The sequence below is a fragment of the Catenuloplanes sp. NPDC051500 genome (assembly GCF_044454585.1).
Taxonomy (GTDB): Bacteria; Actinomycetota; Actinomycetes; order Mycobacteriales; family Micromonosporaceae; genus Catenuloplanes.
This window is the reverse complement of sequence record NZ_JBITDX010000010.1, coordinates 142104-166304: the sequence shown is the minus strand read 5'-3', so window position 1 is coordinate 166304 and position 24201 is coordinate 142104. Positions and strand designations below refer to the sequence as shown.

Here is a 24201-nt window from a genome sequence, read left to right as displayed (position 1 = left end):
CTACCGGCCGGAGGCGGTGTGGACCAGCTCGACGACGCGGGTGAGCACGTCCGGATCGGTGTCCGGCAGCACGCCGTGGCCGAGGTTGAACACGTGCCCGGGCGCGGCGCGGCCTTCGTCGAGGATGCGGCGCACGTGCTGCTCGACGACCGGCCACGGTGCGAAGAGGACGGCCGGGTCGAGGTTGCCCTGCACGGGCTTGCCGGGGCCGATCTGGGTGAGCGCCTGGTCCAGCGGGGTACGCCAGTCGACGCCGACCACGTCCGCCCCGGCTTCGCCCATCGCGCCGAGCAGCAGCGACGTGCCGACGCCGAAGTGGATGCGGGGGACGCCCGCGGACGCGAGCCCGTCCAGCACCTTGCGGGAGTTGGGCAGCACGTAGTGGCGGTAATCGGCCTCGGAGAGCGCGCCGGCCCACGAGTCGAAGAGCTGCACCGCGGAGACGCCGGCCGCGATCTGCACGCGGAGGAACTCGAGCGTGATGTCCGCCAGCCGGTCGAGCAGCGCGTTCCATAGCGCGGGCGCGCCGTACATCATGGCCTTGGTCTTCGCGTAGGTCCGGGACGGCCCACCCTCGACCAGGTAGCTGGCCAGCGTGAACGGTGCCCCGGCGAAGCCGATCAGCGGCGTCGCGCCCAGTTCGGCGGTGAGCAGCCGGACGGCCTGGTCCACGAACGAGACGTCGTCCGGCGTGATCGGCCGCAGTCGCTCCAGGTCGTCTGCGGTACGGATCGGCTCCGCGATCACCGGACCGGTGCCGGCGACGATCTCCAGGTCGATGCCGGCGGCCGCGATCGGGACCACGATGTCGCTGAAGAAGATGGCCGCGTCCACGTCGTGCCGGCGGACCGGTTGCAGCGTGATCTCCGCCACCAGCTCGGGGCGGCGGCAGGACTCCAGCATCGGGATGCCGGCCCGGACCTTGCGGTATTCGGGGAGCGAGCGGCCGGCCTGGCGCATGAACCACACAGGCGTGTGCGGCACCGGCCCGCCCCGGCACGCGCGCACGAAAGCGGAGTCTGCGGTGGCCGGGACCTGGGAGGAGGCGTGGGCGGCGCCCGATGCTGTGGTCGTCATCCCCTCCATGCTCGCACGCCCCGGTGACCGGCCCGGCCACGCCCGGCGTTTCCCAGTGGACGGCCGCGGGGATCGGACCGGCGGTGCGCCGACCGCGTACAACGGACTCGTGCGACGTGATCGACGCCGATGGCCCCGGCGCGCCGGACCGCAAAGCGGTAAGGCCCGCGCTTAGGCTGCGGGCATGGCACCCTCGACCGTTCTCCCGGAGACGTTCGCGCGTGCCGTAGCCGGCCTGCGCGCCCCCACCCCCCGCCCGGAGATCCTGCTGGAGGAGGTCACCGCTCCACAGCGGCTGGCTCCTTACGCGTTCGCGGTGAGCGCCACCGTGCTGCGCGACGGCGACGAGGTGGCGACCGGGCGCCTGGTGCTGCTGTACGACCCGGCCGGCCACGAGGCATGGCAGGGCAGGCTGCGGCTGGTCAGCTACGTCACCGCGGAACTCGAACCGGAGCTGGCCGCCGATCCGCTGCTGCCGGCCGTGGCCTGGACCTGGCTGACGGACGCGCTTGAGACGCAGGGCGCCGGGCATGCGGCGCTGGCCGGCACGGTCACGCAGACCACGTCCACCCGGTTCGGCGACCTGGCCGGGCCACCGGCCACGGCCGACATCGAGCTGCGGGCGTCCTGGACTCCGCTCGACGATTCCGCTCACGACCTCTCCGTTCATCTCTACGCCTGGTGCGCGCTGCTGTCCTCAACTGCCGGTCTGCCGCCGCCCGGTGTGACCGCTATCGCCCCCTTCAACCGCTGATCCGCCGCTTCCGGGAGCGTTTTCGACGCGCCGACGCAGAGGCAGAGGCGGGTTAACGTCCGGCAACCCGTAGGGTTACAAGGTGACCGACGAATCACCCCTGCACCGTCGGGACGCTCCACGCCAAGCAGGGGACGGACCGCACAACCCAGCCGACGACCGCCCGGTGGCGGAGTCAGACGTGAGGCCCGACCCCTCCAGCGGCGGGGCGGTCCCCTTGCTCGTGCCCCGCGACGGCACGCCCAAGCCCGTGGAAAGCGGTAAGGAGCTGGACGACGCCGTCGCCCGGTTCGCCGCCGGCACCGGGCCCGTGGCTGTCGACGCCGAACGCGCGTCCGGATATCGCTACAGCCAGCGGGCCTACCTGGTGCAGTTGCGCCGGGCCGGCGCGGGAACCGTGCTGATCGATCCACTGCCGCTCGGCGACCTGCGCACCCTGGACACCGCGATCGCCGACGCGGAGTGGGTGCTGCATGCCGCCAATCAGGACCTGCCATGCCTTGCCGAGCTGGGGATGCGTCCTCGCCGGCTGTTCGACACCGAGCTTGCGGCGCGCCTCGGCGGGTACGAGCGGGTCGGCCTGGCCGCGCTCACCGAATCGCTGCTCGGCTACTCGCTGGAGAAGCACCACTCCGCGGCGGACTGGTCCAGCCGGCCGCTGCCGGAGTCGTGGCTGACCTACGCGGCGCTCGACGTGGAGATGCTCACCGATCTGCGCGACGTCCTCGCGGACGAGTTGCAGCGGCAGGGCAAGGCGGAGTGGGCGGCGGAGGAGTTCGCCGCACTTGTCGCGTCCGGCGGGCAGCCGCCGAAGGTGCGCACCGATCCGTGGCGGCGCACCTCGGGCATCCACCGGATCCGTGGTCAGCGGGCGCAGGGACGGGTGCGGGCGCTCTGGTACGCCCGGGACGCCGTCGCCTCCCGCCGGGACTCCGCACCGGGCCGGGTGCTGCCGGACGCCGCGATCGTTGCCGCGGCCGAGTTGGACCCGCAGGACGAGCGCACGCTGCTCACCGTGCCCGGCTTCGGTGGCCGTTCGGTACGCCGGCTGGCGAAGACCTGGCTGGACGCGCTGCGTGAGGCGCGCGAGCTGCCGGAGGCGGAGTTGCCGGTGGCGCCGCCGATCGAGGGCCCCCCGCCGCCGCACCGCTGGGCGGATCGGGACCCGGCCGCCGCCTCCCGGCTGGCCCGCTGCCGTGAGGTGGTGCTTCAGGTGGCCGGTGAGCACAACCTGCCGCCGGAGAACCTGATCTCGCCGGACTCGATCCGCCGGCTCGCCTGGACGCCGCCGGAGGAGGTCACCATCGCGACTGTCGGTGACACGCTGCGCGGCTACAACGCGCGGAACTGGCAGGTCGGCCTGCTGGCGGCCGGTCTGGCGGAGGCGTTGCCCCCACAGGAGTGACGGGTGCGCCGGCGGCGGGAGTCCGCCGCCGGCGCCATCGTTGCGAGGTGTGGGCTTGACCATAGGAGAGTTGGCCTGCGAGCCTTCGTTACCGGCGAGTAGCATTGCCGCACACGTTGTGATTTCGCGAGGAGGCCCGCTGTGCCCCGTCAAGTTCGGGACGTCGTCTTTGTCGACGGTGTCCGCACTCCGTTCGGCAAGGCGGGTGGCATGTACGCCGACACCCGCGCCGACGACCTCGTGATCCGCTGCATCCGGGAGTTGCTGGCCCGCAACCCGCAGCTGCCGCCGGAGCGCGTCGAGGAGGTCGCGATCGCGGCCACCACCCAGATCGGCGACCAGGGTCTCACCATCGGCCGCACCGCCGCGCTCCTCTCCGGCCTGCCGAAGAGCGTGCCCGGCTACTCCATCGACCGGATGTGCGCCGGCGCGATGACCGCGGTGACGTCCGTGGCCGGCGGCATCGCGATGGGAGCCTTCGACATCGCGATCGCGGGCGGCGTCGAGCACATGGGCCGGCACCCGATGGGCGAGGGCGTCGACCCGAACCCGCGGATCCTGGCGGAGAAGCTTGTCGACCCGTCCGCGCTGGTCATGGGCGCGACCGCGGAGAACCTGCACGACCGCGCGCCGCAGATCACCAAGGAGCGGGTGGACGCGTTCGGCCTGGCGTCGCAGGAACGGACCGCGAAGGCTTATGCGAACGGCAAGCTGCAGCCCGACCTGGTCACCGTGGCGGTCCGCAACCCGGAGACCGGCTGGGGCCTGGCAAGCGTCGACGAGGCGCCGCGGGAGACCAGCCTGGAGAAGCTCGCCACGCTGAAGACGCCGTTCCGCCCGCACGGCAAGGTCACCGCCGGTAACGCGGCCGGCCTTAACGACGGCGCCACCGCCAGCCTGATCGCGGCCGAGGACGTGGCCCGCGAGTTGGGCCTGCCGGTCGGCATGCGGCTGGTCTCCTACGCGTACGTCGGCGTGGAGCCCGAGGTGATGGGCGTCGGCCCGATCCCGGCCACGGAGAAGGCGCTGCGCATCGCCGGCCTGGACATCGCGGACATCGGCCTGTTCGAGCTGAACGAGGCGTTCGCGGTGCAGGTGCTGGCGTTCCTCGACCACTTCGGCATCGCGGACGACGACCCGCGGGTCAACCAGTGGGGCGGCGCGATCGCGATCGGGCACCCGCTCGCCTCGTCCGGCGTCCGGCTGATGACCCAGCTGTCCCGCCAGTTCGCCGAGAACCCGCAGGTCCGGTACGGCCTCACCGCCATGTGCATCGGCATCGGCATGGGTGGATCGGTTATCTGGGAGAACCCCGCCTGGGAAGGTGGCAAGTAGATGACAGCCCTCTCCTTTCCGAACGAGGTCGTGACGAAGTCGCTGCTGCGGCTGATCCGGGTGCCGGGCGTCGACCGCCAGGTCGCGCTGATCACGCTCGACAACGGCTTCGACCACAAGAAACCAAACACCTTCGGTCCCGGCGGCCTGGCGTCGCTGGAGACCGCGATCGACGAGGCGCTCGCGGCGGACCCGGCGTTCATCGCGGTCACCGGCAAGCCCTACGTCTTCTGCGTCGGCGCCGACCTCACCGGCGTGCCGCTGCTGGAATCGCACTCGCAGGCTCTGGAGCTGGGCCGTTTCGGCCACCGCGTCTTCGCGAAGCTCAAGGACAGCACGGTCCCGACGTTCGCGTTCGTGAACGGCGCGGCGATGGGCGGCGGCCTGGAGCTGGCGCTGCACTGTCACTACCGGACGCTCTCCTCCGGCGCGGCCGCGCTGGCGCTGCCCGAGGTCTCGCTCGGCCTGATCCCCGGCTGGGGCGGCACCCAGCTGCTGCCGAACCTGATCGGCCCGGCCAACGCGGCCACGGTGATCATCCAGAACCCGCTGATGCAGAACCGCATGCTCAAGCCGAAGCAGGCGGCCGAGATGGGCATCGCGGACCTGCTGCTGGAGCCGGCCGACTTCCTGGAGCGCTCGCTTGCCTGGGCGGCCGGCGTGGTGAACGGGGCGGTGAAGGTCGAGCGTCCCGAGGTCGACCGTGACTCGTGGGACGGCGTGCTCTACTTCGCCAAGGCGATGCTTGACAAGCGGCTGCACGGCGCCGTCCCGTCCGCGAACCGTGCGCTTGAGCTGATCGGGCTCGCGAAGAGCGCCACGTTCGCGGAGGGCACCGCGATCGAGGACCAGGCGCTCGCCGACCTGATCTTCAGCGAGGAGCTGCGCAGCGGCCTCTACGCCTTCGATCTGGTGCAGCGCCGGGCGAAGAAGCCGGTCGGCGCGCCGTCGTCCGCGCTGGCGAAGAACGTCACCAAGGTGGGCGTGGTCGGCGCCGGCCTGATGGCTTCCCAGCTGGCGCTGCTCTTCGCGCGCCGGCTGCAGGTGCCGGTGATGCTGACCGACCTGGACCAGGAGCGCGTCGACAAGGGCGTCGCCTACGTCCACGCGGAGATCGAGAAGGCGGTCGGCAAGGGCAGGATGGACGCCGGCACCGCGGCGAAGCTGCGCGCGCTGGTCACCGGCTCGGTCGACAGGTCCGTCTTCGCGGACGCGGACTTCGTCATCGAGGCGGTCTTCGAGGAGCTGTCGGTCAAAAAGCAGGTCTGGGCCGAGCTGGAGAAGATCGTCGCCCCGGACGCGGTGCTGGCCACGAACACGTCCTCGCTGTCGGTCTCCGAGATGGCCGCGGAGCTTGAGCACCCGGAGCGGGTGGTCGGCTTCCACTTCTTCAACCCGGTCGCGGTGCTGCCGCTGCTGGAGATCATCCGCGGGGAGCGGACCTCGGACGCCGCGCTCGCCACCGCGTTCGCGGTCGGCAAGCAGCTGCGCAAGAGCTGCGTGCTGGTCAAGGACGCGCCCGCGTTCGTCGCCAACCGGGTGCTGGTCCGTTTCCTCTCGGAGATCCAGTCCGCGATCGACGCGGGCACGCCGCTGGAGGTCGCGGACGCCGCGCTCGACCCGCTGGGCCTGCCGATGCGACCGCTGGCGCTGCTGCAGCTGGTCGGGCCCGCGATCGCGCACCACGTCACGGAGACGCTTCACGCGGCGTTCCCGGAGCGGTTCCCGCTCAGCGCGAACCTGAAGGCGCTCGCGGACGCGCGGCTGCCGCTGCTTGTGGATGACGAGATCAACCCGGAGGTCACCGCGCTGCTGACCGTGGGTGACGCGCCGCTCTCCGCCGACCAGCTGCGCCAGAAGGTCCTCGACGGACTCGCCCAGGAGATCCGCACGCTGCTCGACGAGGGTGTGGTCGCGGAGGCACAGGACGTCGACCTGTGCATGCTGCTCGGTGCGGGCTGGCCGTTCCACCTCGGCGGCATCACGCCCTACCTGGACCGCACCGGCACGTCCGAGGCGGTCACCGGCCGGCGGTTCCTGCCGAAGGGCACGGCCTCGCTGGTCTGACGCCTCATCCGGCCGCCCGTTCCCACGCCCTCGGCGCGGGCACGGGCGGTTGCCGTTCGGCGACCGGTACAAGCCTCCACGGTGGAACGGAGGGTGACTTTTTCCGGTTTCGTCAAGAGCGACACGCCGAACGACGTGGAGGTACTTCGCTCGGAAACAATCCCGGTCCAGGATGTCTCCGACATAATGACGGATCTTGTCGCCGACGAACGGAGCGAACCCGGTGACCCTCTCCCAGCTTCTCCGCATCCGCTGGGCGGTCCGCGCCACGCTGCTGCTGGGTGTCGCCGCCTCGGTGGTCGCCAACGTCCTGCACGCGGTCGACAACCCGATCAGCCAGGTCATCGCGGCCTGGCCGCCCTTCGCGTTGCTGCTCACGGTCGAGCTCATCTCACGCGTCCCGGTCCATCGGAAGTCCCTCGCGTTCATCCGGGTGCTCGCCACCGCGGCCATCGCCGGCATCGCGGCCTGGATCTCCTACTGGCACATGGCCGGCGTCGCCGCGAAGTACGGCGAGACCGGCGCCAGCGCCTACCTGCTCCCGATCTCGGTCGACGGCCTGATCCTGGTCGCCTCGATCTGCCTGATCGAGCTGGGCGGCCGGATCGCCCTGGAGCAGGCCGCGAAACGGGCGGCCGCCGAGACCCCGGCCACGCCGGCGCCGGCACCCGCCGCCCCGGCCCCGCAGCGCGCGGAGGACCAGTTCTTCGACGACAAGGTGCCGGGCATCGCGGCGCTGGTTCCACGCCCGCTCCAGGCCGGTGCCGGGAACCTCGACGCATATCCGCAGTTCACCGCCGCGGAAGATGAGTACGACGCCGGCCGTTCGCTCGCGGACCGCACGGCGGCGGCCGGGGCGATGGCCGTCGCCGCCGGGGAGCGCCGCGACCGGGACCCGCTCACCTCCACCGGCTCCCAGCCGATGATCACCTCGGACGTGGCCGCGGCGATCGAGGCCGCGCTCAGCGGCCGGGAGGTCAACCGTGGCGTGCGTGGCGGCGCCAGCCCACGCAACCGGGGCGGCATCTCCGCCGCCAGCGGTTCGCTCGCCGGTCGCCCGGCCGGGCAGGAGGGCCCCGAACCGGACCAGGTGCCGGACGCGGCCCCGGAGATCGCGCTGACGCCCGTCCCGGCCCAGCGCACCGGAGCCGGTGACAGCGCCGCCCGCCGGCCCGCGCGCACGTCCGCCGCCACCTCCACCACCCGCCGCACCACCACCGGCCGTGTCACCGCCCCGGCCGGCGCCGCCCGGCCCGCCACGACAGAGACCAGCACCCGGGAGACCAGCGGCGCCGAGGAGACAAGCGGTGCCGGGGAGGCCGGCGGCGTGACGCGCACCCGCCGGTCCGCGACCGAGACCGCCACGCTGGCCGCCGCGATCGAAGCCCGCAACCCCGGGATCTCCGAGGCCGCGGTCGCCGACGAGCTGGGCATCACGGCCCGCCGGCTGCGCGACATCCGCCGCGCCACGGACACGCTCCCCGCCTGACGCACCGCCCCGGCCGGGCAGTAACCGCCCGGCCGGGGGCTCAGGGTGTGCGGGCGCGGCAGGACGGCGAACAGCTGCGCGGATGTCGCCGCCAGCCCTGCCGGTGCAGTGCCACTGCCACCTCATCGGCCACCTCGCACGGATGCCGGAACACGTCGGCGCCGTCATAGCGCAACACCCTTCCCCGTAACGTCCCGGGCGTCGGCGCGGTACCGATCGCCACCCGTTCCCTCAGCTCACCCAAGGCGCGTGCGGACGCGCCCGGATAGACCGGCCGCGCGCCGAGGTGCACGCTGGTGCCGAACGCGGGGTACAGCACCACGCCCTCGCCCCAGTCCGCCTCGCGCTCCGACGGCGGCCCGCACGGCCACCGCTCCCCTTCCGGCAGCCCGTGGGCCCGCTCCACGTCACGCAGGTAGCGCAGCTCCAGCACGGACCGGCAGCCGGTCTCCACGTCCCGCAGGACGGCGAGCAGCTCCGGCCGGCGCCGCACCCGCCCCCGCTGCCCCAGCGCCAGCACCAGCCGGTCCGGAGAGGTCAGCGAACGCCCGCAGGCGGCCGCGACCCAGCCGAGCGCCTCGTCCAGGTCGTCGGACGCCTCCCACAGGTCGAGGACCGTCTCCTCGACGCGGGTCTGTGGCAGCGCCCGGTGCGGGCGGCGGATCCAGGGGGCGCGGCGGGAACGGTGGACCACGACGCCGGGCATCCGCTGCGGGTGCCGGCCGGCCGGCACCGTGACGTGGATCGGGCCGCCGACCGCGGCGAGCCCGGCCACCTCGGCCGCGGACTGGTGGCTGAGCATGGCGCCGGAGCCGGCCGCGAGCACCGCGGCCCACAACTCCGCCATCCGGCTGAGCGGGCCGGGGGAGACGGCATAGACGCCGGAGGAGAGGCGGCGCCACCGGCCGGTGGCCAGCCGCCGCTCGATCGCCGACCTGGTGTAGCCGCCGGCCAGCGCCTGCCAGCGCGCGACCACGCCGCGCTGCCGCCTACTCCATTCATCGAACACGCCTCATACGCTGCCGGTCCCGCCGGGCGTGTCACCAGCCCTGTGGATAACCGCGAAACAGCGTGACGGATCAGGCCGCCGGCAGCGTGACCGTCACCTCGAGGCCGCCACCGGGCCGGGCCACTGCCGCCACGGTCCCGCCGTGCGCCTCGCACACGGCCTGCACGATCGACAGCCCCAGCCCGGAGCCCCGGGCCCCGGTACGCTCCCGCCCGCCCCGCCGGAACGGCTCGAACAGGCCCGGCACGTCCACCTGGTCGACCTCGAACCCGGTGTTCCCCACGACAAGCCGCACCACGCCGCCGCCGGGTGATTCAGTGCGCGCCCACAGCCGCCCGTGCAGGTGGTTGTAGCGGACCGCGTTCTCAATCAGGTTGCCGGCCAGTCGCTCAAGCAGTCCGGGGTCGCCCAGCACCACCGCCGGGCGCAGCTCCGTGTCGACGTCCAGCTTCAGCCGCCCGACCTCGTTCTTCTGCGCGGACAGCGCCGCGTGCACCCCGTCTGCCAGGTCGGCCTGCACCCGACGGGCCAGCCGCCGGTCGGTCTGCGCCTCGCTTCGCGCCATCACCAGCAACGCGTCGACAAGGCCGTTCGCCCGCTCCGACGCGTCACGCACCACGCCCGCCATCCGGCGGAACTCCTCGAGATCGGCCTCGTCGTCGCTCAGCGTCACGTCGATCTCGGTCCGCATCACCGCGAGCGGCGTCCGCAGCTCGTGCGACGCGTTCGCCACGAACCGTTTCTGCGCCTCGAACGACTCGGCCAGCCGGTCCAGCATCGCGTCGAACGTGGCCGCCAGCTCCGCTACCTCGTCGTTCGCACCGGCGTACCGGATGCGCTGGTCCAGTGTCTCCTCACCGAGCCGCTGCGCCATCGCGGTGACCTGGTGCAGCGGCCGCAGCGCACGCCCGGCCACCACGTAGGCAGCGGCGGCGCCGAACAGGCCGATGACGACCAGCGCGACCAGCCCCTTGGCCAGCAGTTCCGCCCGGGACGCGGCGACGAGCAGGTCCTGCCAGTCGCTCACCGGCAGCCGGGTGCCGTCGCTCAGCTCCACCTCGGTGCCGGGCAGCAGCGAGCCGGTCGGGTGCAGCACGTTGTCGATGCTCAGCCATGCGACGGCCAGCATGATCGCGCCGGCACCGATCAGCAGGATCCCGTTCAGCAGCGTCAGCCGCAGCCGCAGCGTCGGCCGCATCGACCGCGGGAACCCGCTCATGACGCGGCCGGCGCGTGCAGGACGCGGTACCCGGCGCCGACCACGGTCTCGATCAGCGGCGGGTCGCCGAGCTTGCGGCGCAACGTGTTCATGGTGACCCGCACGGTGGTGGTGAACGGGTCGGTGTTCGCGTCCCAGACGCGCTCCAGCAGCTCCTCCGCGGAGACCACGGCGCCGCGCGCCTTGAGCAGCTCCTCAAGCACGCCGAACTCCTTGTTGGTCAGCTCCAGCAGCGTGCCGGCCCGGGTGACGACCCGGCGGGCCTGGTCGAGCACCAGGTCGGCGACGCTGAGCACGGGCGGGGCCGGTGGCGTGGCGCGACGGCCGAGCGCCTGCACGCGCGCGACAAGCTCGTCGAAGGCGAACGGCTTGGGCAGATAATCGTCCGCGCCGAGCTGCAGGCCCTCGACCCGGTCCGCGACGGTGACGCTTGCGGTGAGCATCAGCACCCGGGTGAGCGCGCCGGAGCGGGCCAGGTCGGCGCAGATCTGATCGCCGTGGATGCCGGGCAGGTCACGGTCGAGCACCACCACGTCGTAGCGGGTCACGAACGCCATCTCGTGCCCGGCCGACCCGTCGTAGGCGACGTCGACGGCCATACCCTTGCGGCGCAGGCCACGCACGATCGCGTCGGCCAGGTTCCGCTCATCCTCGACGACCAGAACCCGCATGATCCTCCGCCAATCACTGAAGTCGCGCCGATCCGCAGCCAATCAGGCCCGGTGTTAAACCACGGTGAGGTTCAGGAGGTCACCGGCAGCCGCCGCATCAAGGCCGCGCCGTCCGGCGTGCGGCAGAACAGCACCGTACCCTCGGCGTGGCAGCTGTCCTTCACGGCGTCGACCTGCCCGATCACCCGCAGCGTAAGCGCCCGCAGGTCCAGTTCCGCCACGAGTACGGCGGTGCGCTCCGCGTCGACGGACGTGACCACCGTGTACGCCGGATCGGGCTCGGGTTCGTAACGGGCAAGCGTCCACGGCCCGAAGTCCCGCAACGTCTGCCCGGTCCGCGGGTCGACGGCGGCCAGTCCGTCACGCTGGTCCGGGCTCCACCGCCCGTCGGTGAGCAGCACCGGGCCCCACTGCTCGAAATACTCGTACGTCCGGTTCTCCCAGAGCACGTCCCCGGTCGCCGGGTCGAGCGCGGACACCACCGCCGGCTCGCCGGTGCGGAGGCAGACCAGGCCGGCACCGCAGCGGCCCACGATGTCGACAATGCTGCCGAACTCGCGCGTCCACGTCTTCCGCAGGTCCGGCATCGAGTACCCGATCAGCGTGGTGCCCGTGGCCGTCGCGTCCGAGGCCAGCCCGACCGTCTCGAAAACGGAGAGTGGTGTCTCCAGGGACAGGTCGGCGGTGCTCAGCATCCGGTTGGTGGCCGTGTCCCAGATCTCGGTCCGGCCGCCCGGCAGCGTTGCCAGCATCCGCTGGTCCCCGGTGTCCCACACGTTCATCGGCTGCGACGACGTGGCGGGCGGGAACTCGCGCCGCCACAGCCGCTCGCCTGTCGACGTGCGCACCCGCTCCCAGACGACCGGGGCGCTGTCGACGCCGGGCTCCGCGACGAACAGTACGGAGTCGTCGTCGATCAACTGTGGCGAGGCGCCGGCGCGTTCCCAGAGCGGCTTGGCGGTCCGGCTGTCCAGCGCGACGACCTTCTGGTCGTCCGGCCGGGCGCCGGTTGTCGCAAGCAGCACGTCGCCGGCCGCGGTGAGCCACATCACCGGGGCGGAGGTGTCCAGCGGGTGCTGCCACTGCCGCTCGCCGCCGGGCACTGTGAACGCCGTGATCGTCCTCGGCAGTGTCGTGTAGGAGTCCGCCTCCGGCCCCACCACGTACAGCGTGTCGCCGGCGACGAAGAGCGCGTCGTGCGGGCCCATCGGCACCCGTGCCTCGACGGGCCGCTCGTGCACCGGCGCACCGGACGCGCCGAGCAGTCCTCCGGCCAGCAGCAGGGCGGCGGCCGACGCTACGGTGCGCCAGATCCCCGGTCCGGGCCGGGAGGACGGCGGCGCCGGCTGCTCGTCGGAGATCACACCGAGATCGATAGAGACCGTCACGCTCTCAGCGTGCCGTGTCCCCCGGCAGAAAGCCACCGGATCAGCGGGCCGCCGCCAGGTCCCACATCCCGATCGCGCCGTCCGTGAATCGGCAGACCAGCACGTCGCCCACCGCGCTGCAGTCCTGGTCGGTGTCGCGGACCTGCATCAGCACCCGCACCGTCAGCGCACGCGGATCCAGCTCGGCGATGATCGCGCCGGTCCGGGCGCGGTCGTAGCTCGCCACCATGATCGATTCCCCCGCGCTGTCCGAGGTCTCGAAGTCGATCATCTGCCAGCGCCCGAAGTCCTTCAGCGCCCGCCCGGTCCGTGGATCGACAGCGGTAAGCGGGCTGAGGGTGAGCCCCGCGCTGACCGGGTCCGCCCCGACCCCGAGGAGCACCGGCCCGGCGCGGAACACCCAGGAGTACGCGTCCGACTCCCACATCAGGTCGCCGGTGTCCGGGTCAAGCAGCCGGACCATGTCCTGCCCGTCCGTCCCGGTACAGAGCACCTCCGGACCGCACAGCGAGTTCAGCTGCAGCCCGGGCGGGAACTCGCGCTGCCACAGCGGTTCCAGGCCGGGCAGCGTGTATCCGGTCACGACGACGCGCCCGAGCTCGGTCTTCACCGCGAGCGCCCGGTCCGCGTCGACGCTGATGCCGGTGTCCTCCGGGAGCCGGGCCGAGGAGAGCATCCGGTTCGCCATCACGTCCCAGAGCTGGACCTGCTGATCCGGAAGCGTCAACAGCGCCCGGCCGGGCCTGCCCGGCAGCCCCGCCCCGTACGACAGCGGCGGGAACTCGCGCCGCCACACCGGCTCGCCGTCCGAGGTCCGGACCGCCTCCCAGACGACAGGCGTCCGCTCGTCTCCGTTCTCCGCGCTGAGCACGACGATCCCGTCGCCCTTGGACATCGGCCACCCGGATGTGCGGGTCCACCGGGTCTCGCCCGTTGCCGGGTCGACCGCCATCGCCTGCTGCCCGTTGGATCCGTCCTGCATCATCAGCAGCAGGACGTCGCCGAGATCCTCCACCCACATGACGCCGCGACGGGGATCAAGCACTCGCTGCCATAGTTGTCCACCGCCCGGCACGGAGTACGCCGTGAGCGTCTGCGACTCGGCCGGCGACGCCAGCACCAGGAGGCTCTTTCCGGCCCGGAAGTACTGGTCGGAGCCGGTCACCGACAGCCGCACGCCCGGCACCGCGCCGCCCGCCACCCGGTCGGACGCACTGAGCAGCCCGCCGGTCAGCGCGAGGCAGGCCACGATCGCGGCGGTGCGCCACGACCTCGGCGAAGAACGCGGAGGTTCCCGGGGCTGCTCCTCGGACATCACGCCGAGGTCGATGGTGACCATCAGGCCGCCTCGGCCGGGGAGATCCAGTGCATCAGCGCCCGCGCCGCCTCCAGCACCAGTTCACGGTCGTGGGTGAGCGCGTACTCGAAGCGCCGCTCCGGCTCGGTCCCGCCGGTGCCGAGGTCGCGCGCGGTGAGCGCGGCCGAGAAGTAGGGCCCGACCACGATCACGTTCCACTCGCCGCGCAGTGGGTCGTCCTCGCTCAGCCGCGCGCCGCGCACGCCGGTCGCCGGCCGCTCGTCCAGCCCGACGCCGAGCACCGCGACGAACGCGGCGGTGCCTGCGGTTGCCGCGAACCGCTCCGCCACGGCCGAGGTGAAGAACCGGGCCTCCTGGAAGCAGGCGAGCAGCACCGGCGGCTCGATCTCGTCGCGCGCCTTGGACTCCAGGAACCGGCTGATCGGCGCGAGCCGCGCCTTGGTGGTCTGCAGCACCGGCCGCGACGCCGCGACAATCTCAAAGGGCGTCTTCGGGGGTACGGACACCGGCCCGATCCCGTCCGGTGAGAGCAGCGGCACCCCGCCGGCGCACACCGAGGACGGCATCGGCAGCGGTGCCGGCGCGCCGAAGAGCAGGCCCTGCCCGAGCGTGGCCCCCATGGTCCGGGCCATCTCCAGGTGTTCCTCGGTCTCGATCCCCTCCGCGAGGATCACCGCGCCGGTGCGCTCCGCATACGCTATGGCCGCGTTGACCACGTGTGCGACCTCGGCCCGGTGCGGGTTGTGCAGCAGTCCCATGTCCAGCTTGACCACGTCCGGCCGGACCAGCGGCATCAGCGCCAGCGAGGCCGGGTCGCTGCCCACGTCGTCGAACGCCACGCCCCACCCGATCGCCCGGCAGGCCGCGGCCGTGCTGAGCAGCGCGGACGGGTCGTCCGCGATGGCCCGCTCGGTGATCTCGGTGACCACCCGCAGCCGGCCCTGCGCCGCGACCGTGACCGGGAACAGGTCGTCCGGGCAGGGCGTACGCAGCGCCATCGGCTCGATGTTCACGAACAGCGTCATCGAGTCGTCGAGCCCGGCGGCGAGCGCGGCCTGGTAGGCGCGGACCCGGCAGATCCAGTCCAGCTCGGCGGCGCGGCCGAGCTCCCGGGCCGCCTCGAACAGCGCCATCGGGGCCTGCCAGGGTGTGCCGGCCGGGCCGCGGCTGAGCGCCTCGTAGCCGACCGGCTCGCGACGGTCAAGGTCGACGAGCGGCTGGAAGAGCGTGGTCACCGCGCGCGTGTCGATGATCTCGTCGACGGTGCGGGCACGGGAGCCGGTGACGGTCACGGCCGCACCCCCTCCAGCTGCCAGATCCTGATCTCCCCCACCGCGGTACGGCACGCGATCATGCCGACAGTGGACTGACAGTCGAGCACCGCCGGCGCGAGGCTGCCCAGTTCCCGCGGCCCGCCGGAGCCGGACAGCGCGGCCAGCCAGACCCGGCCGTCACCGGCCCGGGTGAGCAGCACCGGCGCGGCCGTGCGATCGGCGACGGCGGGACTGGCCGGCACAAGCGTCCAGCCGGGCAGCGCCTCGGGCGTGCCGCCGGGGGCGGGCGCGATGCTCAGGTCCTCGACGCCTGAGTACGGCACGAGCAGCGTGCGGCCGCCCTGCCGGTACACCGAGCCGGCGTTCACCTCGTAGGAGACCGCGCCGGTCGCCGGGTCCAGCATGCGCAGCTCGGAGACCTCTGTCGCGCACGGCACGTCGGCACAGCCGGTGACGACCATGTTCCCCGGCATCCGGACGTGCCAGGCCTCGGCGAGCGTGTCCGGCCGGTACGCGTACGTCTGCCCGCCCCGTCGCCCGGACTGTTGCGCGATTATCAGCTCGTCGGAGACCGAGAACCCCTCGATGGCGAACCCGCCGGTGAGCGCGACCGATCGCAGCACGCCGCCGGTCCGCCCGTCCAGCACGCGCACGCCGGCCTGGTCCGCGACCACCACCTCGGTGGTGCCGGGCCGGGCCGCCTGCCGCGCGCTGCCGCCGAACTCCTGGGTCCAGAGCGTGTCGCCACCGGCCAGGTCGACCGCGCTGAGCGTGGTGGAGTCCGGCGCGGGGAAGAACCTGTTGCCGTTGGAGTCAAGGAACTCAGGCGCGTTCTCGACAGCGGTGCCGGTGAAGGATGTCGTGGTGATCAGCCCGGTGCGGCCGTCGGCCAGCGGCTGGACCTGGGCCCCGAGTGACCAGCGCTCGTCGCCGGTGAGCGCGTCGACGCCGATCGTCTGTGCGGTGCCGGACCGGTTCACGTTGATCAGCAGCGTGTCGCCGGCCTCCTGCAGGTACGCGCCCTCGCGGAACCGGGACGCGGTCTGCCAGAGCCGCTGCCCGGTCAGCGTGTAGGCGGCAAGCGTGGGCGCGTCACCACCGGTGATCACATAGAGCCGGCGGTCGCTGAGCGTCATCGAGGCGCCGGCCGGCACCTGCAGCACCGCGGTCCGGCTCAGGTGCCGGACGATCGCCACCGAGCCGGCCAGGCCGAGCAGTAGACATAGAGTGACGGCAGTTGCAACCCAGCGTGACCCACGTATCACGTCTCGTGGAGCCGGCATCTGCTCCTCGTGCAGATCCAGCTCGATCATGCCGGCGCCCCCACGCCCAGCACACGCTCAGTCAAGCGCCCACACCCCCAAGATCCCGCCCCCCTGACGGCAGGCCAGCACACCGCCGCCGGCGCGACAACCACCCGACGCCGCGGGGATCGCGCCGAGGACACGCACCGACCGCCGATCGGAGGCCACCGTGGCGACGAGCGTATCGCCGCGAGCCGGATCAGGGTGAGCCAACACGACGGCATCGGTCACACTGGTTACCTGCTGCCACTCGCTGAGGTCGAGCAGTGACCCACCGGTCATCGGTTCGACGAGTGCGAGCTGCGCGTCCACCCCGGTCGGGCGTCCATACGCGACCGTCACGTCACCCCAGGTGAGCGCGCGCCGCCAGGACTGGCTGACCCAGGCGTTGGTGCCGTCGCCGGGGCGGAGCGCACGTACGCCGATCGTGGTGCCCAGGCAGATCAGGCCGCCGCACTCGTCCACGCTCTGCAGGCCGCCGACCGTACGGGACCACAGGCGTTCCAGCGTGCCCAGGTCGTACCCGCTGATCCGGCTGGTGTTGTCGCCGGGGTGCCGCAGCACGATCATGCCGCCGACGAGCAGCGGATTGTCAGGCGCGTACGCGGCGGGCGGGAACTCACCGGCCACCAGCACCCCGGCCCCGGACGCCTCCCGAACCTCCACCGTGCCGTCGTCGCGCACCAGGAGGAACCGCCCGGCCCGCAGGAACCGCCCGTCCGGCAGGATCGGCCCGTCCCGCAGCGGCATCGCGACAGCCGTCGAGGGAAGCGGAATCGACCAGCGGCGCATCCCGAACCCGTCCAGGCCGTCGATGCGCCCGGTGACCCGCTGGCCGGCCGCGGAGACGCTCGCCACGTCCGTGACGGCAAGCAGCACGTCCGAGCCGGGCACAGGTATCAGCCGCCCGTCGTAGCGCCACCGGATCCGCCCGGTCGGGGCGTGCACCACTGTGCTTTCCAGCGCGCGGCCGATTCCGTTGAGCGTGCCGATCACCAGCAGGTCGCCGATGCGGGCCAGCGAGTGCCCCTCGGCGTGCGCCACCGGCAGCGTCCAGACCGGATCCAGGTCCGGCAGCCGGTACGCCGTGACCGACGACGTCTCGGCCACCACAAGCAGGTCTTCGGCAAGCGCGAAGTCGTCCCCGGCCGCGATCGTCAGCTGGCCCGCGCGCCACCCGGTGGAGCGGACCGGACCGGAACCCGCAACGGTGAGCAAGACCAGCACCGCGAGCAGTAACGCCAGCATCCCGCGAGACGGCCGCGGTGACTCGCCGGCGCCGCCGGGGCCGTCCGGCTCGTCGATGGGAAAGCCCAGGTCAATGGTCACCGCAGCCGGCACGAGGCGAATGTACCGCCCGCAGATGACAACACATCGAAATTAGTGGATGTGAACGTTACGAAGGTACAGAAAAGGCCCCGCTCCAGCGGAGCGGGGCCGAGAAAAACTCAGTGGGTGCGTGCCGGAACCACCCGCGACGCCCAGCCCACCACGTCCCGCGTGACGTCCTGCGCGGTGATGCCCAGGTCGGCCAGGATCTGCGCGCGGGTGCCGAAGGAGTGCCAGTCGTTCGGCACGCCGATGTCACGCAGCGGCACATCCACCTCCGCGTCGCGCAGCGCCTTGGCCACCGCGTCGCCGACGCCGCCGTTGCGCACGCCGTCCTCGAGCGTGACCACCAGGCGGTGCTCGCGGGCCAGCGCGACCAGCTCGATCGGCACCGGCCGGACCCAGCGCGGGTCCACCACTGTGACGCTGTAGCCCTGCTCGGCCGCGCGCGCCGCCACCTCGACGCCGAGGTGCGCGAACGCGCCCACCGCGACGATCAGCACGTCCTTGCGGCCGTCGTCGGCGGTGCCGTGCTCGGCCAGGATGTCGACACCGCCGGCCGAGCCGTCCGCGCCACCGACCCGGCGCAGCGCCGGGAGGTCGGCCGGGACCGAGCCGGTCGGGAAGCGCAGGATGGTCGGGCCGTCGTCCACCGCGACCGCCTCACGCAGCTCCTCGCGAAGCGTCGCCGCGTCGCGCGGGGCGGCGATCCGCAGGCCGGGGACCACGCCGAACACGGACATGTCCCAGACGCCGTAGTGACTCGGCCCGTCCGGCCCGGTGATGCCGGCCCGGTCCAGCACGAACGTGACAGGCAGCCGGTGCATCGCCACGTCCAGCAGGACCTGGTCGAACGCGCGGTTGAGGAACGTGGCGTAGACCGCGACCACCGGGTGCAGGCCGGCCAGCGCCAGCCCGGCCGCGGACGTCGCCGCGTGCTGCTCCGCGATGCCCACGTCGTACACCCGCTCGGGGTGCTTCTTCGCAAGCTTCGCGATGCCTGTCGGCTCGGCCATGGCCGCGGTGATGCCGACCACGTCCGGCCGCTCGTCCGCGACCGCCACCAGCTCGTCCGCGAAGACGCCGGTCCACTTGACGGACGAGGAGGCGAGCATCTTGCCGCTCTCCGCGTCGAACGCGCCCGGGCTGTGCAGGCAGTCCGCCTCGTCCTCCTCGGCCGGGCGGTAGCCGAAGCCCTTCTTGGTCACCGCGTGCACGATCACCGGGCCGTTGAAGCCCTTGGCGCGGCGCAGCGCGGTCTCGACGGCGGCCTGGTCGTGCCCGTCGATCGGGCCGACGTACTTCAGGCCGAGGTCCTCGAACATGGACTGCGGCGCGACCGCGTCCTTGATGCCGCGCTTGACCGCGTGAAGCACCTCGTAGACCGGCTTGCCGACCAGCGGCGTGGCGCCGAGCGAGTCCTTGACCAGGTCGAGAACCTTCTCGTACCCGGGGTTCAGCCGCAGCGTGGCCAGGTGGTCGGAGAAGCCGCCGATCGTCGGCGCGTAGGAGCGGCCGTTGTCGTTGACGATGATGACCAGCCGGTTCGTGGTGGCGGCGATGTTGTTCAGCGCCTCCCAGCACATGCCGCCGGTGAGCGCGCCGTCGCCGACCATCGCGACCACGTGCCGGTCCTCGCCCCGCAGCGTGTACGCCTTCGCCATGCCGTCCGCGTAGGAGAGCGCGGTCGAGGCGTGCGAGTTCTCGACGAGGTCGTGCTCGCTCTCCTCCTGCGACGGGTAGCCGGAGAGGCCACCGCGCTGCCGCAGCAGGTCGAACCCGTCCTGACGCCCGGTCAGTATCTTGTGCACATAGGCCTGGTGGCCGGTGTCGAAGAGGAACCGGTCACGCGGCGAGTCGAACACCCGGTGCATGCCGAGCGTGAGCTCCACGACCCCGAGGTTCGGCCCGAGGTGCCCTCCGGTGCGGGAAACCTTGGCCACCAGGAAGTCCCGGATCTCCGCGGCCAGCACCGACAGCTCTTCGGCCGTCAGGCGCTTGAGATCCTGCGGCCCTGCGATCGTGCCGAGAAGCCGACCGTTCGTGACCTGATCCTCTTCAACGCTCATGACGTGCCAGTCTACTGGCGGACGCCAGCGGTCCCGTCATCCGAGACCATCGCGTGATCAACGAACACGGCGAGACGCATCACCCGGCCGGATGACCAAAACCCCACAAAACACCCACGGGGGTACGATGAGACGAGCTTTTTATCCAGAAGGTCGGTTTCATGAACGCTCAGTCGTCCGCACAACCTTCACCGAACCTCCCACTTCCCAACCGCCGGCCGACCACGCCACGCACCTTCGACGAGACGCGTTCCATGTCTGATCAGAAGCCCGGCTGGGACCCGCACCCGGCCCCCCGCGACCTGCGCGGCGCACCCGCGGCCGCCCACCTTCTCGGCATGATCGCGATCGGCGTGCTGTGCGTCGTCCTCGCGCCGATCGCGATCCCGGTCGTGCTCTGGATCCGTTACCGCGACCGGCGCCGCTGACCTCACCGCTCCGGCGGGACCAGCAGCCCGACGCACTCCACGTGGTGCGTCATCGGGAACAGGTCGAACGCACGCAACCCCGCCAGCCGCCAGCCCGCCGCCCGGAACGTGGCCACGTCCCGGGCGAACGCGGCCGGATCGCACGCCACGTAGGCCACGGCCCGCGCCGGCGTCCGGGTGATCGCCTTGACCACCGCGGCGCCCGCGCCCGAGCGGGGCGGGTCCAGCACGATCAGGTCGACCGGGCGCGGCAGCCGGTTCTGGCGCAGCGCGGTCTCCACCTTCGCCGCGACCACCGCGACGCCGGGCAGGTCGGCCAGGTTGCGCCGGGCCGCGGCCACGCCCTGCGGCGCGGACTCGACAACTGTCACCGGGCCGGTCGGGCCGACCGCCTCGGCCAGCGCGGCGGCGAACAGCCCGGCGCCACCGTAGAGGTCCCAGGCGGCCTCGCCGGGCTGCGGGGCCAGGAACTCAAGCACGGCCGCGGCAAGCGTGTCCGCGGCGGCCGGGTGCACCTGCCAGAAAGCGTCGCCCGGGATCATCCACTCGCGGCCGGCCGCCTTCTCGCGGACCTCGCCGGAGGCGGCAGCGCCGTCCAGCACGTCCGTCTCCTCGCTGAGGGACACCGCGCGGCGCGGGGTGATCAGCAGGTCGCCGCCGGCGGACGCGACCACGTGCACCTCGTCCGCGTCCGGCCAGGTCCGGGAGGTGACCGGCGCGGCCTGGATCGCCGGGTGCGCGATCAGGCACCTGTCGATCGGGACCACCTCGTGCGAGCGGTGTTTGAGCAGGCCGGCCTGGTCGCGGCCGTCGACGGCGTACCGGACGCGGGTGCGCCAGCCCAGGCCGTCGCCGGGGAGCGGCTCCACCCGTACCCCCAGAGCCTTGATCTGGTCTTCCGGCATGCCGCCGAGGCGGAGCAGCTGTTCCGCGACGACCGACGCCTTCCAGTCCAGCTGGGCCGGCGGCGCCACGTGCTGCAGGTCACAGCCGCCACAGCCGTTCGGGTGGGCGAACGCGCAGGGCGCCGTGACCCGGTCCGCGGACGGCGACAGGATCTCCACCGCGTCCGCGCGCGCGAAACCCCGGTGTACCTCGGTGACAAGCGCGACCACCCGCTCGCCGGGCAGCGCGTGCCTGACGAACAGCACCGGGCCGCCGTCGCCGCCGACCCGGGCCACGCAGTGCCCGCCGTGCGCCACCGCGCCGACCGACACCTCGACGCGCTCGCCCTCGCCGGGCATCTCCACCTGCTGTGTCACTGCGTGTTCTCCGGATCCGATGACGATGTCGTGGCGCCGGCCCGCGGGCCGCGTGCGGGACCGCGGGACAGCGCCTGGTCCAGCCGGTTGAGGTCGCGGCCGGCGCTTGACTGCAGCTGCCACGGCACGCTCGTGACCATCACGCCGGGCTCGAAGAGCAGCCGGGTCTTCAGGCGCAGCGCACTCTGATTGTGCAGCAGGTTCTCCCACCACTTGCCGACCACGTACTCCGGGATGAAGACCGTGACCACGTCGCGCGGCGAGTTCCGGCGCACGCCCTTCACGTAGTCGATGATCGGCCGGGTGATCTCCCGGTACGGCGAGTCGACAACCGTGAGCGCGATCGGGATCTCCCGGGCGTCCCACTCCTCCTGGATCTGCCGGGTGTCGTCCGGGTCCACGCCCACGGTCACCGCGGTAAGCGTGTCCGGCCGGGTCGCCTGCGCGTAGGCCAGCGCCCGCAGTGTCGGCATGTGCACCTTGCTGACCAGCACGATCGCGTGGTTGCGGGACGGCAGCACGTATCGTTCCGCGGTCGGCGCCAGCTCGGCCGCGACCCGGTCGTAGTGCTTCCGGATGCCCAGCATGAGCACGAAGATGAACGCCATCGCCGCGATCGCGATCCACGCGCCGAGCAGGAACTTCGTGATCAGCACGATGATCAGCACCACACCGGTGAGCACCATGCCGAACGTGTTGATCGCCTTGGACCTGTGCATCCGCCGGCGCGCGGCCGGGTCGCGCTCGGTCAGCAGATGGCGCTTCCAGTGCCGGATCATGCCGGCCTGGGAGAGCGTGAACGACACGAACACGCCCACGATGTAGAGCTGGATCAGCCGGGTCACCTCGGCCTGGAGCGCCACGATCAGCACCACGGCCGCGACCGCCAGGAACACGATGCCGTTGGAGAACGCCAGCCGGTCGCCGCGGGTGTGCAGCTGGCGGGGCAGGTACCGGTCCTGGGCCAGGATCGAGCCGAGCACCGGGAAGCCGTTGTACGCCGTGTTCGCGGCCAGGAATAGGATGAGCGCGGTCGCGCCGGCCACCACGTACAGCAGGACCGACCCGGAACCGAAGATCGTCTCGGCCAGCTGGGTGGTCACCGTCTTCTGCACGTAGTTCGACGGGCCGCTGACGATCTGCCGCGTCGGGTCCTCCACGTACTGCAACCCGGTCGCCTGGGCCAGCCAGATGATGCCGACAAGCATCACGATCGCCATCGACCCGAGCAGCAGCAGCGTGGTCGCCGCGTTCTTGCTCTTCGGCTCCTTGAACGCGGGCACGCCGTTGGAGATCGCCTCCACGCCGGTCAGCGCCGCACAGCCGGACGAGAACGTGCGCAGCAGCAGGAACACCAGGAACACGTTGGAGAGGTGCTCCTCCTCCGCAACGATGGTCAGCGACGCGCTCGGCGCCTCGAGCGGCTGTCCGAGCACGACGATCCGGACCAGTCCGGTGAGGATCATCCCGACGATAATGATCATGAAGCCGTAGGTGGGGACCGCGAACGCGTTCCCCGACTCGCGGATGCCGCGAAGGTTCAGCGCGGTCAGTACCGCCACCGCGATCAGCGCGATCGCGACCTTGTGCGTGTCCACGTACGGCACGACCGAGCCCAGGTTCGCCACGCCGGACGAGACGGACACCGCCACCGTCAGCACATAGTCGACAAGCAGTGCACTCGCCACCGCCACGCCGTACTTCGGCCCGAGGTTGACCGTCGCCACCTCGTAGTCGCCGCCGCCGGACGGATAGGCGTGCACGTTCTGCCGGTAACTGGCCACCACCGTCAGCATCACGACCACTACCGCAAGCGCCACCCACGGCGAGTACAGGTACGCCGCCGCGCCCGCGATCGACAGCGTCAGCAGGATCTCGTCCGGCGCGTAGGCCACGCTTGACAGCGCGTCGGAGGCGAACACCGGCAGCGCGATCCGCTTGGGCAGCAGCGTGTGCTGCAACCGGTCGGACCGGAACGGACGCCCCAGCAACAGGCGCTTCACGAGGGAGGTGGGACGGGCCACAACGGGTAAGGGTACGGCCACCGGATCATCGCGGCGACGGGCGCGCCCGATGCGCCCGCGCAGACCGCCCATGGCACGCTTCCACTCGGACGCGTCACTGATAGGGGGCCTCGGTGCACATCGTGATCATGGGTTGCGGGCGGGTCGGTTCGACCCTTGCTCACAACCTGGAGGAGCGCGGCCACTCGGTCGCCGTCATCGACCAGAATGCGGACGCGTTCCGCAGGCTCGGCCCGGAGTTCGGCGGCGTGATCGTCACCGGCGCCGGCTTCGACCGGGACGTGCTCCGCGAGGCCGGCATCGAGCGCGCGGACGGCTTCGCGGCCGTCTCCAGCGGCGACAACTCCAACATCATCTCGGCCCGGCTTGCCCGCGAGACGTTCGGCGTACCCCGGGTCGCCGCGCGCATCTACGACCAGAAGCGCGCGGAGGTCTACGAACGGCTCGGCATCCCGACCGTCGCCACCGTGCGCTGGACCGCGGACCGCATCCTGCGCCAGGTGCTCGCCACCGGCGACCTGGAGGTGTTCCGCGACCCGACAAGCACCGTCTCGATCATCGAGGTGCCGGTGCACAAGGGCTGGATCGGCCGCAAACTCACGTCGCTTGAGACAGCGGCGGGCGCGCGCACCGCGTACCTGATGCGCTTCGGCCTCGGCCACCTGCCCACCGCGTCCACCATGGTCCAGGACGGCGACCAGGTGTTCATGCTTGTCACCGACGAGATCGCCGCTGACGTCCGCCGCCGCACCGGCGCCGCCCCGGAAGGAGCGCACTGA

The 24201-nt window shown here is 72.1% G+C and carries 19 protein-coding genes; 7 read left to right on the top strand and 12 right to left on the bottom strand.

Annotation, left to right across the window (positions count from 1 at the left end):
* Positions 1-1077, bottom strand: coding sequence for a uroporphyrinogen decarboxylase (hemE, locus tag ACIA8K_RS21805; RefSeq protein WP_396061971.1), 1077 nt, complete (start codon positions 1075-1077; stop codon positions 1-3).
* A 184-nt stretch (positions 1078-1261) separates the two neighbouring features.
* On the opposite strand from hemE, the gene ACIA8K_RS21800 reads away from it, so the two are divergent.
* The 5 genes from ACIA8K_RS21800 (at position 1262) to ACIA8K_RS21780 (ending at position 8127) form a co-directional block, all read left to right on the top strand.
* Entirely contained in the window at positions 1262-1831 is a 570-nt protein-coding gene (locus ACIA8K_RS21800; protein WP_396061969.1) for a DUF3000 domain-containing protein, read from the top strand.
* 82 nt (positions 1832-1913) lie between these two features.
* Positions 1914-3236 (top strand): HRDC domain-containing protein, encoded by a 1323-nt coding sequence (locus ACIA8K_RS21795; RefSeq protein WP_396061967.1) that lies wholly within the window; start codon positions 1914-1916, stop codon positions 3234-3236.
* Between the two features lie 141 nt (positions 3237-3377).
* Positions 3378-4571, top strand: a complete 1194-nt coding sequence (locus ACIA8K_RS21790) for a thiolase family protein (RefSeq protein WP_396061965.1) — start codon at positions 3378-3380, stop codon at positions 4569-4571.
* On the top strand, positions 4572-6638 hold the full coding sequence (locus ACIA8K_RS21785; protein WP_396061963.1) for a 3-hydroxyacyl-CoA dehydrogenase NAD-binding domain-containing protein: 2067 nt from the start codon (positions 4572-4574) through the stop codon (positions 6636-6638).
* 223 nt (positions 6639-6861) lie between these two features.
* On the top strand, positions 6862-8127 hold the full coding sequence (locus tag ACIA8K_RS21780; protein WP_396061961.1) for a DUF2637 domain-containing protein: 1266 nt from the start codon (positions 6862-6864) through the stop codon (positions 8125-8127).
* A 40-nt stretch (positions 8128-8167) separates the two neighbouring features.
* On the opposite strand, the gene ACIA8K_RS21775 is transcribed toward ACIA8K_RS21780, so the two are convergent.
* From ACIA8K_RS21775 to dxs, 9 genes are all read right to left on the bottom strand, one after another.
* Positions 8168-9136 carry a hypothetical protein gene (locus ACIA8K_RS21775; protein WP_396061959.1) on the bottom strand — a complete coding sequence of 323 codons (969 nt, stop codon included), beginning with the start codon at positions 9134-9136 and terminating at the stop codon, positions 8168-8170.
* Positions 9137-9206: 70 nt separating this feature from the next.
* Positions 9207-10334, bottom strand: coding sequence for a sensor histidine kinase (locus ACIA8K_RS21770; protein WP_396061957.1), 1128 nt, complete (start codon positions 10332-10334; stop codon positions 9207-9209).
* A gap of 17 nt (positions 10335-10351) precedes the next feature.
* Positions 10352-11026 (bottom strand): response regulator transcription factor, encoded by a 675-nt coding sequence (locus ACIA8K_RS21765; RefSeq protein WP_396061955.1) that lies wholly within the window; start codon positions 11024-11026, stop codon positions 10352-10354.
* Between the two features lie 71 nt (positions 11027-11097).
* Entirely contained in the window at positions 11098-12414 is a 1317-nt protein-coding gene (locus tag ACIA8K_RS21760) for a PQQ-binding-like beta-propeller repeat protein (protein WP_396061953.1), read from the bottom strand.
* A 40-nt stretch (positions 12415-12454) separates the two neighbouring features.
* Positions 12455-13753 (bottom strand): hypothetical protein, encoded by a 1299-nt coding sequence (locus ACIA8K_RS21755; RefSeq protein ID WP_396061951.1) that lies wholly within the window; start codon positions 13751-13753, stop codon positions 12455-12457.
* A complete protein-coding gene (locus ACIA8K_RS21750; protein WP_396061949.1) occupies positions 13753-15024 on the bottom strand; it encodes an EAL domain-containing protein in 1272 nt (423 codons plus the stop codon). The genes ACIA8K_RS21755 and ACIA8K_RS21750 overlap by 1 nt, the downstream gene beginning before the upstream one ends.
* Positions 15021-16319, bottom strand: a complete 1299-nt coding sequence (locus ACIA8K_RS21745) for a PQQ-binding-like beta-propeller repeat protein (RefSeq protein WP_396061947.1) — start codon at positions 16317-16319, stop codon at positions 15021-15023. The genes ACIA8K_RS21750 and ACIA8K_RS21745 overlap by 4 nt, the downstream gene beginning before the upstream one ends.
* A 27-nt stretch (positions 16320-16346) precedes the next feature.
* On the bottom strand, positions 16347-17651 hold the full coding sequence (locus ACIA8K_RS21740; RefSeq protein WP_396061945.1) for a hypothetical protein: 1305 nt from the start codon (positions 17649-17651) through the stop codon (positions 16347-16349).
* A 107-nt stretch (positions 17652-17758) separates the two neighbouring features.
* Positions 17759-19708 (bottom strand): 1-deoxy-D-xylulose-5-phosphate synthase, encoded by a 1950-nt coding sequence (gene dxs / locus ACIA8K_RS21735; RefSeq protein WP_396061943.1) that lies wholly within the window; start codon positions 19706-19708, stop codon positions 17759-17761.
* Positions 19709-19962: 254 nt separating this feature from the next.
* Here dxs and ACIA8K_RS21730 point away from each other — a divergent pair, with 254 nt between their 5' ends.
* Positions 19963-20136: a hypothetical protein gene (locus ACIA8K_RS21730; protein WP_396061941.1), complete on the top strand. Its 174-nt coding sequence runs from the start codon at positions 19963-19965 to the stop codon at positions 20134-20136.
* 2 nt (positions 20137-20138) lie between these two features.
* Here ACIA8K_RS21730 and ACIA8K_RS21725 read toward each other — a convergent pair whose 3' ends face one another.
* Positions 20139-21380 carry a class I SAM-dependent RNA methyltransferase gene (locus ACIA8K_RS21725; RefSeq protein ID WP_396062235.1) on the bottom strand — a complete coding sequence of 414 codons (1242 nt, stop codon included), beginning with the start codon at positions 21378-21380 and terminating at the stop codon, positions 20139-20141.
* A gap of 14 nt (positions 21381-21394) precedes the next feature.
* Positions 21395-23422 (bottom strand): APC family permease, encoded by a 2028-nt coding sequence (locus ACIA8K_RS21720; protein ID WP_396061939.1) that lies wholly within the window; start codon positions 23420-23422, stop codon positions 21395-21397.
* Positions 23423-23535: 113 nt separating this feature from the next.
* Between ACIA8K_RS21720 and ACIA8K_RS21715 the strand changes: the two genes are divergently transcribed.
* The gene (locus ACIA8K_RS21715; protein WP_396061937.1) at positions 23536-24201 is read left to right on the top strand and encodes a potassium channel family protein; all 666 of its coding nucleotides are present in this window, start codon (positions 23536-23538) and stop codon (positions 24199-24201) included.

What these genes read in the sequence shown, in the direction of transcription:
- hemE (WP_396061971.1), bottom strand. Translation starts at nt 1,077, where the DNA reads ATGACGACCACAGCATCGGGCGCCGCCCACGCCTCCTCCCAGGTCCCG.
- ACIA8K_RS21800 (WP_396061969.1), top strand. Translation starts at nt 1,262, where the DNA reads ATGGCACCCTCGACCGTTCTCCCGGAGACGTTCGCGCGTGCCGTAGCC.
- ACIA8K_RS21785 (WP_396061963.1), top strand. Translation starts at nt 4,572, where the DNA reads ATGACAGCCCTCTCCTTTCCGAACGAGGTCGTGACGAAGTCGCTGCTG.
- ACIA8K_RS21770 (WP_396061957.1), bottom strand. Translation starts at nt 10,334, where the DNA reads ATGCGGCCGACGCTGCGGCTGCGGCTGACGCTGCTGAACGGGATCCTG.
- ACIA8K_RS21765 (WP_396061955.1), bottom strand. Translation starts at nt 11,026, where the DNA reads ATGCGGGTTCTGGTCGTCGAGGATGAGCGGAACCTGGCCGACGCGATC.
- ACIA8K_RS21755 (WP_396061951.1), bottom strand. Translation starts at nt 13,753, where the DNA reads ATGGTCACCATCGACCTCGGCGTGATGTCCGAGGAGCAGCCCCGGGAA.
- ACIA8K_RS21745 (WP_396061947.1), bottom strand. Translation starts at nt 16,319, where the DNA reads ATGATCGAGCTGGATCTGCACGAGGAGCAGATGCCGGCTCCACGAGAC.
- dxs (WP_396061943.1), bottom strand. Translation starts at nt 19,708, where the DNA reads ATGAGCGTTGAAGAGGATCAGGTCACGAACGGTCGGCTTCTCGGCACG.
- ACIA8K_RS21730 (WP_396061941.1), top strand. Translation starts at nt 19,963, where the DNA reads ATGTCTGATCAGAAGCCCGGCTGGGACCCGCACCCGGCCCCCCGCGAC.
- ACIA8K_RS21725 (WP_396062235.1), bottom strand. Translation starts at nt 21,380, where the DNA reads ATGCCCGGCGAGGGCGAGCGCGTCGAGGTGTCGGTCGGCGCGGTGGCG.